At 71.2% G+C, this 12,075-nt stretch carries 10 protein-coding genes; 3 read left to right on the forward strand and 7 right to left on the reverse strand.

The genetic code is table 11. From position 1 onward, the window contains the following. Window positions 1-393: 393 nt before the first annotated feature. Window positions 394-624, forward strand: coding sequence for a hypothetical protein (locus tag MFF30_RS23015; protein WP_238282406.1), 231 nt, complete (start codon window positions 394-396; stop codon window positions 622-624). A gap of 195 nt (window positions 625-819) precedes the next feature. After that, window positions 820-1,047 (forward strand): hypothetical protein, encoded by a 228-nt coding sequence (locus MFF30_RS23020; RefSeq protein WP_238282408.1) that lies wholly within the window; start codon window positions 820-822, stop codon window positions 1,045-1,047. Here the strand turns inward: MFF30_RS23020 and MFF30_RS23025 are convergent, their stop codons facing one another. The 7 genes from MFF30_RS23025 to MFF30_RS23055 form a co-directional block, all read right to left on the reverse strand. Further along, window positions 1,048-1,743, reverse strand: coding sequence for a response regulator (locus MFF30_RS23025; protein ID WP_238282410.1), 696 nt, complete (start codon window positions 1,741-1,743; stop codon window positions 1,048-1,050). A 24-nt stretch (window positions 1,744-1,767) separates the two neighbouring features. Beyond that, window positions 1,768-4,581 (reverse strand): DUF4118 domain-containing protein, encoded by a 2,814-nt coding sequence (locus MFF30_RS23030; protein WP_238282423.1) that lies wholly within the window; start codon window positions 4,579-4,581, stop codon window positions 1,768-1,770. 80 nt (window positions 4,582-4,661) lie between these two features. Beyond that, window positions 4,662-5,267, reverse strand: coding sequence for a K(+)-transporting ATPase subunit C (locus MFF30_RS23035; RefSeq protein ID WP_238282412.1), 606 nt, complete (start codon window positions 5,265-5,267; stop codon window positions 4,662-4,664). Between the two features lie 48 nt (window positions 5,268-5,315). Further along, window positions 5,316-7,421, reverse strand: coding sequence for a potassium-transporting ATPase subunit KdpB (gene kdpB / locus MFF30_RS23040; RefSeq protein WP_238282414.1), 2,106 nt, complete (start codon window positions 7,419-7,421; stop codon window positions 5,316-5,318). 101 nt (window positions 7,422-7,522) lie between these two features. Further along, on the reverse strand, window positions 7,523-7,741 hold the full coding sequence (locus tag MFF30_RS23045) for a hypothetical protein (RefSeq protein WP_238282417.1): 219 nt from the start codon (window positions 7,739-7,741) through the stop codon (window positions 7,523-7,525). Between the two features lies 1 nt (window position 7,742). Further along, window positions 7,743-9,458 (reverse strand): potassium-transporting ATPase subunit KdpA, encoded by a 1,716-nt coding sequence (gene kdpA, locus MFF30_RS23050; protein WP_238282419.1) that lies wholly within the window; start codon window positions 9,456-9,458, stop codon window positions 7,743-7,745. Window positions 9,459-9,520: 62 nt separating this feature from the next. Further along, entirely contained in the window at window positions 9,521-9,610 is a 90-nt protein-coding gene (locus MFF30_RS23055) for a K(+)-transporting ATPase subunit F (protein ID WP_056184556.1), read from the reverse strand. A 462-nt stretch (window positions 9,611-10,072) separates the two neighbouring features. On the opposite strand from MFF30_RS23055, the gene MFF30_RS23060 reads away from it, so the two are divergent. After that, window positions 10,073-12,075: TonB-dependent siderophore receptor (locus tag MFF30_RS23060; protein WP_238282421.1), on the forward strand; the 2,003-nt coding region annotated here is incomplete at its 3' end.

The raw sequence follows: 12,075 nt of genomic DNA on the forward strand, positions 1-12,075 counted from the left end.
CCGCGGCCGGGCTCGACACCATGGCCACCGTGACGATGCCGGACCTCGACCCCGTCGTGGCGCCGATCGTCTACGCGGTGCCGATCCAGCTCATCGCCTACCACACCGCCGTCTTCATGGGTAAGGACGTCGACCAGCCGCGCAACCTCGCCAAATCCGTGACGGTGGAATAGCGACCCAGCCCGGGCTGAAACTTTTGGCCGTCCGCGTCCGTACCGCGCCCCGAAGCCCCCTTCCGGGGTCGGGTGCGGACGGTCCGGTCCAGCGCCGGATCCCCCTTGACCGGACCTCGTCCTGAGCGAAATTTACTTTCAAATTCAGGAACTTGCGTAGTATTCAGCGCTTCTCCCAATGCCCCGGAAGGTCGATCCTTCCCTCAGCAGGAGACGACGCATGAAGACCACCACCCTGGCCCTTGCCGCAACGATCCTCGGTTCCCTGGCGCTCGGCGCCGGTGCCGCCACCGCCGCGCCCCTGGCTGTCAGCGGCCTGCAGACGGATGGCGCGAGCGTCACCCAGGTCCGCATGGACCGCAGCGAGCGCATGATGATGAAGAAGCGCATGATGCGGAAGCAGATGATGAAGCGCCACATGATGAAGAAGCGGATGATGAACCGCATGTGAGGCCCCGGCCCAAGAAGATTCTCGGAGGGGTCCGTGCGGACCCCTCTTCGACCGGTCACGACGGGACCCGCAGCGCACCGGAATCCTGATGAGACCCTGATGCGGACGGCCCCGTCCCCCGCTCGAACCCTTATGCGTCGGAGTCCAGATTGACGGAGCGGTCCAGCGAGGGATCGCGCGAACCCCTAGCGTTCCATGCCCGTCCCCCTTGCCGCCGCCATCCGCACCGAGGCACCAGCGTCACCGAACCGCTACATCGTGGGCCAGGACCCGCAGGGGCGCTGGGTCGCTCTGGAGGTCCACGGCTTGGGCGGCGGCCTGTTCCGCACCCGCCACGACGCCCTGCACTACGCCACCGACCTCACCGGCCGGCGTCCGGGCGCGGTCGAGATCGCGACGGACCGGATCGAGCTCCGGCTCTGATCAGGGCCGGCCGTCGTCGTCCGGTGCGCGCAGGCGGTAGCCGATCCCGGTCTCGGTCAGGAGGATGCGCGGCCGCTCGGGATCGGCCTCCAGCTTGAGGCGGAGCTGGCGCATGTAGACCCGCAGGTATTGCGGGTCGGACGAGGTCGAGACCGCGTTCATCAACTGGGCGTGGGTCAGCGCCTTGCCGGCGTGCTGGACCAGCACGCGCAGGAAATCGTACTCGCGCGGGGTGAGCTTCACCTCGGCGCCGCGGACCCGGACGATGCGGCGCACGAGATCGACGCTGAGGCCGTCGACCGCGAACAGCGGGCGCTCGCCCTGGACCGCGAGCTGGTGGCGCAGGGCCGCGCGGATGCGGGCCAGGAGTTCGCCCATGCCGAAGGGCTTGGTGACGTAGTCGTCGGCCCCGAGGTCGAGGGCCTCGACCTTGCCGGGCTCGTCGTCGCGGCTGGAGAGGACCACCACCGGCAGGTCGGGGTGATCCGCCCGGATGCGGCGCAGGAGGTCGTGCCCGCGCATGTCGGGCAGCCCGAGATCGAGGATGATCAGGTCCACCGTCTCGCGCGCCAGGAGATCGAGGGCGGTGCGGGCGTTCGGCGCCTCGAAGACCCCGTAGCCCTGGGTGGCCAGACCCATGCGCAGCAGCTTGCGGATGGGGGGCTCGTCGTCGATCACGAGGATGCTGTGGGTCATGGTCTGGGGATCATGGTCTGGGAATCATGCGGCGATATCCGCGCGGCCACGTCCCGGGACCGGCAGCAGGATGGTGAAGGCGGCGCCGGGGCGGTCGCCCCGGTTGCCGGCCGTCAGGGTGCCGCCCATGGCCTCGACGAAGCCGCGGGCGATGGCGAGGCCGAGCCCCGTTCCGGCCCGGACGCTGTCGCCCTTGGCGGCCCGGTAGAACTTGTCGAACACGCGCTCCACGTCGGCCTCGGGCAGCCCGTCCCCCTCGTCGAGCACCGCGAGGCGGACCCGGCCGGGTCCGCAGTGCCCGGGTTCGACTTGCCCGGGCTCGGAGCGCCCGCCCTCGCGCCGGCCCCGGATCGTCACCGTCGAGCCCTCCGGCGCGTATTTGGCGGCGTTATCGAGGAGGTTGACCAGGACCTGCTCGAACAGGACGGGGTCGAGGCGCAGGGGCGGCAGATCGGTCGCGAGATCGAGGACGACGCGGTGTCCGGCCAGGATCGGCCCGAGGCGCCGCAGGGCCGTATCGACGGCCTCGCCGACATCCTGCGGGGTGAGGTTGGCCGCCACCGCCCCGGCCTCCAGGCGGGTCATGTCGAGGAGGTTGACGATGAAGCGGTTGAGCCGCTCGGATTCGGCGATGATGGTGGCGAGCAGGTCGGCCTTGGCCTCGCGCGGGAGCGCCGCGTCGAGGTCGCGCAGGGTGGTGGCGGCCCCCAGCACCGAGGCCAGCGGCGTGCGCAGGTCGTGGCTGATCGAGGTGAGCAGGGCCTGGCGCAGGCGGTCGGTCTCGGCGGCCCGCTCGGCCCGGTCGAGATCCTCCACCAGGCGGACGCGCTCGATGGCGAGCGCCGCCATGTCGGCCAGCGCGTCGAACAGGCGCCGGTCCTCCGGCGAGAGGATCGGGCCGGTGCCGTCGGCGTCGAGGCCGATCACCCCGACGATGCCGCGGCCCGTGCGCATCGGCAGGAACAGCCGCCGGGCCCCCGGCAGGGTGTCGGCGCCGCGTCCGGCCGGGCGCGCGTTGTCGAAAGCCCAGCGCGCCGCGCCGAGATCCGCCTCGTCGAGCCGGTCCTCCGGCGGGTAGCCGGCCCGGACCGCCAAAGTACCGGCGTTCAGGGTGCCGGCGGTCAAGGTGCCGGCCTCCGGGGGGGAGGGCTCGGTCAGGAGCAGGACCACGCGGACCTTCAGCATGGCGGCGATCTGGGCCGAGGTCGCCCAGAGCACGTCGTCGAGGGTGCCGCATCCGGCGAGCTTGCGGCTGAAGCCATAGAGCCGCTCCGTGGCCCGGGCGCGGCCCTGGCTCACCACCGCGACCGAGCGGGCGCGGGCGGCGAGGTTCGAGACGAGCACCGCCACGAGGGTGAAAAGCAGGAAGGCGGCGACGTTGGTCGGGTCGGCGATGGTGAAGGTGTAGACCGGCGGCAGGAAGAAGAAGTTGTAGGCGAGCGAGGACGCGCCCACCGCCGCGAGCGAGGGCCCGAGCCCCCAGCGCACGGCCACCGCCACCACGGCGGTGAGGAGAAAGAGGTCGGCGTTCTCCACGCCCGCATAGGGCTGGGCGAGGAGGGCCGCGCCGAGCCCGGCCGCGATCGACGCGAGGGCGAGCGCATAGGGCCAGGCGTCGAAGGGGCGCGGCGGGGCGGCCCGGGCGGCGCGCGGGGTCCGCGTCTCGCCCGGCATTCGGCCCGGCGCCGCGTCGCCCGGCACCACGTGCACGCCGATGCTGCCGCTGCGGCGCACGAGGTCGTGCACCACCGAGCCGTTGACGAGTTCGAACAGCCAGGAGCGCGAGGCCTTGCCGACCACGATGTGGTTGACGTTGTCCGAGCGGGCATAGGCCAGGATGTCGTCGGCGATGCGCCGGCCGCCCGGCAGGGTGACGGCGTCGCCTCCCAGCCGGTCGGCCAGCCGCAGCGCCTCGGCGATCCGGTCGCGCGCCGCCTCGTTGAGGCCGGCCATGCGCGGCCCCTCGATGCAGAGCGCCGTCCAGGGCGCGTGCAGCCGGTCCGCGAGCCGCTTGGCGTAGCGCACGAGGCCGGCGGAGCGGGGGTCGTCGCTGACGCAGACCAGCACCCGCTCGCCCGCCGCCCACGGCCCGGCGATCGCGTTGGCCCGCATGTGGCTGAGGAGTTCGTCGTCGACCCGGTCGGCCGTGCGGCGCAGCGCCAGTTCCCGCAAAGCCGTCAGGTTGCCGCGCGAGAAGTAGTGCTTCAGCGCCCGCTCCGCATGGCTCGGGAGGTAGACCTTGCCGGCCTTGAGGCGCTCGATGAGGTCGTCCGGGTTGAGGTCCACCACCTCGATGTCGTCGGCCCGGTCGAGGACCCCGTCCGGCACGGTCTCGCGCACCCGGATGCGGGTGATGGAGGCCACCACGTCGTTGAGGCTCTCCACGTGCTGGATGTTTAGGGTGGTCAGGACGTCGATGCCGGCATCGAGCAGCTCCTCCACGTCCCCGTAGCGCTTCGGGTGGCGCGAGCCCGGCGCGTTGGTGTGGGCGAGCTCGTCCACCAGGGCCAGCGCCGGCCGCCGGGCCAGCAGGGCGTCGAGGTCCATCTCCTGAAGGACCGTGCCGTGATAGGGCACGGCGCGCCGCGGGATCGTTTCGAAGCCGTCGAGGAGGCCTTGCGTCTCCGCCCGGCCGTGGGTCTCGACCACGCCGACGACCACGTCGATCCCGGCCTGAAGCCGGGCGCGCCCGATGGTGAGCATCTCGTAGGTCTTGCCGACCCCGGGGGCGGCCCCGAGGAAGACCTTGAGCCGGCCGCGCGTGCGCGCCTCCCGGCGCGCGGCCTCCAGCAGCGCGTCGGGCGAGGGTCGGTTCGGGTCGCGGCCGGTTGCGCTCATCTGGTTCGGGTCGCGGCCAGTCCCGCTCATTTGGATCAGGTCGCGGCCAGTTCCGCTCATGCGGCCTCCTCGCGCGGCGCTCAGCGACGGGCCAGATCGTCCAGGGCGAGGTTGAGCGCCAGGACGTTGACGCGCGGCTCGCCGAGGAGCCCGAAGTCGCGGCCCGCGACGTGCGCCGTCACGAGGTCGCGCAGGGTGTTCTGCGCGATGTTGCGCGCCTTGGCCACCCGGGGCACCTGGAACAGGGCGGCCTCCGGCGAGATGTCGGGGTCGAGGCCGGAGCCGCTCGCGGTGACGAGGTCCACCGGCACGGGCACGCCCGGGTTCTCGGCCGCGCGGGCATCGCGATCGGTCCGGACGCGCTCGGCGAGCGCCGCGCTGGTCGGCCCGAGGTTGGAACCCGCGGAGTTCGCCGCGTTGTAGGGGGCCGGCACGGTCTTGGCGGCGTCGGCCGGATCGGCGGCGCTCGTGGCCGACGGGCGGCCCTGGAAGTAGCGCTCGCTCGTGAAGGACTGGCCGATCAGGCGCGAGCCGACGACCCGGCCGTCGCGCGCGATCAGGCTGCCGGCGGCCTGTGCGGGGAAGATCGTTCCTGCCAGCCCGGTGATCGCGAGGGGGTAGGCGAGGCCGGTGAGCGCCGTGAGCGCGACCAGCAGGACGAGGGCGGGGCGAAGCTGGGACAGCATGGCGGGCTCCTGGGTTGGCGGATTCTTGGAGGGGCGGTTCGCAGCAGGTCAGACGAGGTGGAGGGCGGAGACGGCAAGGTCGATGGCCTTGATGCCGAGGAAGGGCACCAGGAGGCCGCCGAGGCCGTAGACGGCGAGGTTGCGCCGCAGGAGCGCCGCGGCCCCCACCGGCCGGTAGGTCACGCCCCTGAGCGCCAGCGGGATCAGCGCCACGATGATGAGCGCGTTGAAGATGATGGCCGAGAGGATGGCGCTCCGCGGCGAGGCGAGGCCCATGACGTTGAGGGCCTGGAGCTGCGGGTAGAGCGTCAGGAACATCGCCGGGATGATGGCGAAGTACTTGGCCACATCGTTGGCGATCGAGAAGGTGGTCAGCGCCCCGCGGGTCATCAGCAGCTGCTTGCCGATGCCCACGATCTCGATGAGCTTGGTCGGGTCGGAATCGAGGTCGACCATGTTGCCGGCCTCGCGGGCCGCCACCGTGCCGGTGTTCATCGCCACGCCGACATCGGCCTGGGCGAGGGCCGGCGCGTCGTTGGTGCCGTCGCCGCACATGGCCACCAGCTTGCCCTGCGCCTGCTCCTTGCGGATGAGCGCGAGCTTGTCCTCCGGGGTCGCCTGCGCCAGGAAGTCGTCGACGCCGGCCTCCGCCGCGATGGCGGCCGCCGTCATGGGGTTGTCGCCGGTGATCATCACGGTGCGGATGCCCATTCGGCGCAGCTCCGCGAAGCGCTCACGGATGCCGCCCTTCACGATGTCCTTCAGGTAGACCACGCCGAGGAGGCGCCCGTCGCGGGAGACGGCGAGCGGCGTGCCGCCGGCCTTGGCGATCTCCTCGGCGATGGCGCGGATCTCGGCGACCGTCTCGGTCTCGGCGGTCGGCTGGTAGGCCAGTGCCGCGTTGGAGCCGCGGGTCGCCATCGGTTGGCCAGATATGGGCTGACCGGAGAGAGAGGCGATGACCGCGTCGACGGCGCCCTTGCGGATCGACGACCCTTCGAGGTCGACGCCGGACATGCGCGACTGGGCGGTGAAGGGCACGAAGGTGGCGTTGAGGCCGGCCATGTCCCGCGCCCGGATGCCGTAGGTGTCCTTGGCCAGCACCACGATGGAGCGGCCCTCCGGAGTCTCGTCGGCGAGCGAGGCGAGTTGGGCGGCGTCCGCCAGATCCTGCTCGGTGACGCCGCGCACGGGGCGGAACGCGGTGGCCTGCCGGTTGCCCAGCGTGATGGTGCCGGTCTTGTCGAGGAGGAGCGTATCGACGTCGCCGGCGGCCTCCACGGCGCGACCCGACATGGCGAGCACGTTGAAGCGCACCAGGCGGTCCATGCCCGCGATGCCGATGGCCGAGAGGAGCGCGCCGATGGTGGTGGGGATGAGGGTCACGAACAGCGCCACCAGGACGATGACCGGGATGGCGCCCCCCGCATAGGACGCGAAGCTCGGGATCGACGCCACGGCGAACAGGAAGATCAGGGTCAGGCCGGCGAGCAGGATGTTGAGGGCGATCTCGTTGGGGGTCTTCTGCCGGGAGGCGCCCTCGACCAGGGCGATCATGCGGTCGACGAAGGTGGAGCCGGCGGCGGCCGTGATGCGCACGCGGATCGCGTCGGAGAGCACCTGCGTGCCGCCGGTCACCGCCGAGCGGTCGCCGCCGGATTCGCGGATGACGGGGGCGGACTCGCCCGTGATGGCGGCCTCGTTGACGGAGGCGACGCCCGCGATGACCTCGCCGTCGGACGGGATCAGGTCGCCCGCCTCCACCAGCACAACGTCGCCGACCTTGAGGGCCGTGCCCGGGACGATCTCGACGTCGCGCCCCGGGCCGGTGAGGCGCTTGGCCTGCATCTCGGTGCGGGTGCGGCGCAGGGAATCCGCCTGCGCCTTGCCGCGCCCCTCCGCCAGGGCCTCGGCGAAGTTGGCGAAGATCAGGGTGAACCAGAGCCAGAGGATGATCTGGCCCGAGAAGGCGAGGCCGTCCGCGCCGGCGGCGACGTCGCGCACGAACAGCACGGTGGTCAGGGCGGCCACGACCTCGACCACGAACATCACCGGGTTGCGGATCATGACGCGCGGGTCGAGCTTGGCGAACGCGCCGAGGAGGGCCGGCCCGACGAGGGCGGCGCTGAACAGGGATGAGGCGGGACGGGACATGATGCGGTGTCCGGAAGGGGAGGGTCGAAGACCGGGCGCGGCGCGCCGGGTCGGGATGTCGGTTCTGGGCGCAGAGGCGCCATCCGGGCGCCGGGGCGCCGTCAGGGCACGAGGGCGCCGTCGAGGGTCAGGGCGCGGCCGATCAGGGTGGCCGCGGCCATGAGGGCGAGCCCGCCCAGCAGCGTGACGCCGAGGAGCCCGAGGATCAGGTCGGAGAGCCGGACGGGCGTCGGCGGGCCGGGGACGCGGCGCCCGCGGGTGGGCCGCCGGACCGACAGGTGATGGCGGGGGATGCGCCGGGCGGGGAGGGTGCGCGGCATCTCAGCCCCCCGCCGGATAGGTCTGGCCGAGGCCGCCGGCGAGGTGCTCGACGATGGGCCCGAGGGCGAGTGCGGGAAAGAAGGTCAGGCCGCCCACGATGAGGATCACGCCCACCAGCAGCCCGACGAACAAGCCGCCATGGGTGGGCAAGGTCCCGGCCGAGGCCGGTAGCGTCTTCTTGGCGGCCAGCGACCCCGCGATGGCCAGCGCCGGGACGATGACGAAGAAGCGCCCGAACAGCATGCCGAGGCCGAGCGTCGTGTTGTAGAAGGTCGTGTTGGCGGAGAGCCCCCCGAAGGCCGAGCCGTTGTTGGCCGCCGCCGAGGTGAAGGCGTAGAGGATCTCCGAGAAGCCGTGCGGGCCGGCATTGGCCGGGCCCGCGAGGCCGGCGGCGACCACGGTCGCCAGCGCCGTGAAGCCCAGCATCATCAGGGGCAGGCACAGGATGGCGAGCATCGCCATCTTGACCTCGCGGCCCTCGATCTTCTTGCCGAGATATTCCGGGGTGCGCCCGACCATGAGGCCGGCCACGAAGATCGTCACGATGACGAAGACCAGGATGCCGTAGAGGCCGGCGCCGACGCCGCCGACGATGATCTCGCCGAGTTCCATGTTGATCAGCGGGATCATGCCGCCGAGCGCCGTGAACGAGTCGTGCATGGCGTTGACCGCGCCGCAGGACGCCGCCGTGGTCACCGCCGCGAACAGGGCCGAGGCGAGGATCCCGAAGCGGACCTCCTTGCCCTCCATGTTGCCGCCGGTGAGGCCGAGGGCATCGAGCACGGGGCTGCCCGCGCCCTCGGCCCAGTAGAGAACCGCAGTGCCGGCCAGGAACAGCACGCCCATGGCGGCCAGGATCGCCCAGCCCTGGCGCTCGTCGCCGACCATGCGGCCGAAGACGTTGGTCATCGCCGCGCCGAGGGCGAAGATCGAGACCATCTGGACGAAGTTCGACAGCGCGGTCGGGTTCTCGAAGGGATGGGCCGCGTTGGCGTTGAAGAAGCCGCCGCCGTTGGTGCCCAGCATCTTGATCGCGACCTGGCTCGCCACGGGCCCGACCGCGAGGGTCTGCCGCGCACCTTCGAGGGTGGTGGCCTCCACCGCCGCGCCGAGGGTCTGGGGCACGCCCTGGGACACGAGGAACAGCGCGTAGACGACGCAGAGCGGCAGCAGCACGTAGAGGGTGGTGCGGGTGAGATCGACCCAGAACGAGCCGACCGTCCGGGCCGAGGCCCGGCTGAACCCGCGCACCAGGGCGACGGCGAGCGCGATGCCGGTGGCGGCCGAGAGGAAGTTCTGGTGGGTCAGGCCCAGCATCTGGGCGAGGTAGGACAGCGTCGTCTCGCCGCCGTAGGACTGCCAGTTGGTGTTGGTGACGAAGCTCACCGCCGTGTTGAAGGCGAGATCCGGCGCCACCGCGCCCTGGCCGTCCGGGTTGAGCGGCAGCGCCGTCTGCAGGCGCAGCAGCCCGTAGAGTGCCAGGAAGCCCAGCCCGTGGAAGGCCAGCATGGACAGGGCGTAGGCCAGCCAGTGCTGCTCCTGGGCGGCATCGATGCCGGCGGCGCGGTAGAGCCCGCGCTCGACGGGCGCGAGCACGGGGGAGAGGACCGTGCGCTCGCCCGCGAACACGCGGGTCATGTAGCCGCCGAGGGGCTTTGCCAGCGCGACGACGACCGCGCAGAACAGCGCGATCTGGAACCAGCCGTTGAGGGTCATGGCGGGATTAAGTCCTTGGCGAAAAAGCCCCGGGCGAAAAAGCCCCGGGGGAGGTGGGTCCCTCAGAACCGCTCGGGGCGGACGAGGGCGTAGGCGAGGTATCCGAGCAGCCCCAGGGTCACGAGGGCGCCGAGGGTGAGGTCCAGGGTCATCGCGGGGACCTCAGAGGCGTTCGCAGAGGGCGGCGTAGCCGGCCGCGAGGCCGAAGAAGGCGAGGCCCACGGCGATGAAGACGAGGTCGGTCATGGAGAGGGGTCCGTTCCGGTTCGGCCGAGGGCCGGCGCGACCGGCCCTGCGCGTCCCCCGATGTGGCCCGGAACCGCGTGAGGATTCGAGAGGGACGCGCGGGCGATTCCATTAGGAACCCGTGAGGATCGGGCGGGCTGCGGCCCCCCGGGAGGGCGTCGTCCCCGGCGATCCCCAGGCCCTTCCGAAAGCTGTCTTGGGCGGCGCGACAGCATTCCGCCCGCTCGCGCGCAGACATCAGCTTAGAACGACTTCATATTTGAAAGACTATAAGCTATATTTCAGAAACACGTTTCGTCTTGATTCGTAATCCTGAAGCAGCCATCAAGCAGAGACTGCGCCGCGCGAGGCGCCCATCTGCGTGTGCCATGCCCGATCGCTCCTCACGTCCTACCTTGCTCTTCCCCACCACGATCTTGGCCACGACGATCCTGGCCGGCCCCGTGGCGGCCCAGCAAACCAGCGTGCAGCTCGACCAGCTCTCGGTCGAGGGCACAGCGCCGCCCGCGGCCGGCAGCGGCAGCGGGGCCAATCTCAGCGGCGGCGACGGCGGCGACGGCGGCACGGCGGCCACCAGCGGCGGCGGGGGCGGCCCCTCCGGCATCACCGGCTACACCGCGCGGGTCGCCACGGCCGCGACGAAGACCAACACCCCGCTGATCGAGGCGCCGCAATCGGTCTCGGTGGTCACCCGCGAGCAGCTCAACGACCGCAACGTCCAGACCTTCGCGGATTCGGTGGCCTACATCCCCGGTGCCGCCACCGCCCGGTCGGGCTTCGACCCGCGCTTCGACCAGGTCTTCATCCGCGGCTTCGACGTACTCACCAACCAGGGCATCTACCGCGACGGCCTGCGGGTGATCGGCAGCGGCTTCGCCTACCCGAAGACCGAGCCCTACGGCCTGGAGGCGGTGACGATCCTGCGCGGGCCGGCCTCCGGCCTCTACGGCCTCGGCTCGCCCGGCGGCATCCTCGACGCGACGTCGAAGCGCCCCGTCTTCGTCCCCTTCGGCGAGGTGCAGTTCCAGGCCGGCAGCTTCGACCGCTTCCAGGGCGCCTTCGACGTCGGCGGCCCCCTCGAAGGGACGGACGGCACCATGGCCTACCGACTCACCGGCCTGCGGCGGGAGGCCGGCACCTTCATCGGGCTCGGCACGAACGACGACCAGTTCAACATCGCCCCGGCCTTCACCTGGAAGCCGTCCGCCGACACCACCTTCACGTTCCTGAGCGAATTCCAGATCACCAACGTCCCGGCGACGACGTTCTTCTACAACGACCCCGGCTTCCGGGCGACGAACTACTACATGGGCGATCCGCGCTTCGCCGGCCTCGACCAGACCCAGTACCGGGTCGGCTACGCCTTCGAGCACAAGTTCAGCCCGGACCTGATCTTCCGCCAGAACTTCCGCCACTACGGGCTGTTCCTCAGTGCGAAGTACGTGGACATCACCACGATCAACCCGGAACGCACCGTCGGCACGCGGGACAACGGCTATCAGCGCAACGGCCTCGTCCAGCAGACCCTGGACAACCAGCTGGAGGGGCACTTTTACACCGGCCCGGTCGCCCACACGGTGGTGGGGGGCATCGACTACGCCCGCTACAGCCTGACCACCCGCTTCGGGAGCTTCTACGGCGACAGCGCTGCGGTCCCGGACCTGAACCTCCTCACGCGGAACTACGGCCAGCAGTTCATCGCGACGCCTGTCCTCGGCGACAGCGCGCGCCAGACCCAGGACCAGGTCGGCGTCTACCTGCAGGATCAGGCCAAGTTCGGCGACTTCATCCTGACCGTGAACGGGCGCTACGATCAGGTCTTCCAGGACTCGTTCGCGACACCGAGCAGCACGGTCTCACGCCAGGACAACACCGCCTTCACTGGCCGCGTCGGCCTCGGCTACGTCCTGGCCCCCGGGCTGATCCCCTATGCCAGCTACGCCACCACCTTCACCCCGCAGGTCGGCCTCGACCGGAGCGGCCAAGCCTTCAAGCCGGCCACCGGCGACCAGATCGAGGCGGGCGTGAAGGTCCTGATCCCCGGCACCAACATCCAGGCCGCGTTCGCCGGCTTCGACATCGTCCAGTCGAGCATCCTGCGCACCGACCCGAACAACATCCTGTTCCAGGCCTCCACCGGCGCCGTGCGCTCCACCGGCTTCGAGGCCGAGGCCACCGCCAACCTCGCGCCCGGCACGAACCTGACGATCGCCTACACGCATGTCGACATCCGCTTCCTCGACTCGACCGCGGCCACGGGCGAATCGATCAACGGCAACCGCGTCTCGGGCATCCCGGGCGACACCTACGCCTCGTTCCTGACCTACGCCTTCCCGCCCGCGCAGGGGCGAGGCGGGCGGGAAGGCGTAGG

Origin of the sequence: Methylobacterium goesingense, assembly GCF_022179225.1 — a bacterium.
Classification (GTDB): domain Bacteria; phylum Pseudomonadota; class Alphaproteobacteria; order Rhizobiales; family Beijerinckiaceae; genus Methylobacterium; species Methylobacterium goesingense.

Excerpts from the sequence above, each read along its gene's own strand:
- MFF30_RS23030 (WP_238282423.1), bottom strand. The coding sequence starts at position 4,581 with ATGAGCGCAACCGGCCGCGACCCGAACCGACCCTCGCCCGACGCGCTG.
- MFF30_RS23025 (WP_238282410.1), bottom strand. The coding sequence starts at position 1,743 with ATGACCCACAGCATCCTCGTGATCGACGACGAGCCCCCCATCCGCAAG.
- MFF30_RS23045 (WP_238282417.1), bottom strand. The coding sequence starts at position 7,741 with ATGCCGCGCACCCTCCCCGCCCGGCGCATCCCCCGCCATCACCTGTCG.
- MFF30_RS23055 (WP_056184556.1), bottom strand. The coding sequence starts at position 9,610 with ATGACCCTGGACCTCACCCTCGGCGCCCTCGTGACCCTGGGGCTGCTC.
- MFF30_RS23015 (WP_238282406.1), top strand. The coding sequence starts at position 394 with ATGAAGACCACCACCCTGGCCCTTGCCGCAACGATCCTCGGTTCCCTG.
- MFF30_RS23035 (WP_238282412.1), bottom strand. The coding sequence starts at position 5,267 with ATGCTGTCCCAGCTTCGCCCCGCCCTCGTCCTGCTGGTCGCGCTCACG.
- kdpA (WP_238282419.1), bottom strand. The coding sequence starts at position 9,458 with ATGACCCTCAACGGCTGGTTCCAGATCGCGCTGTTCTGCGCGGTCGTC.
- kdpB (WP_238282414.1), bottom strand. The coding sequence starts at position 7,421 with ATGTCCCGTCCCGCCTCATCCCTGTTCAGCGCCGCCCTCGTCGGGCCG.
- MFF30_RS23020 (WP_238282408.1), top strand. The coding sequence starts at position 820 with ATGCCCGTCCCCCTTGCCGCCGCCATCCGCACCGAGGCACCAGCGTCA.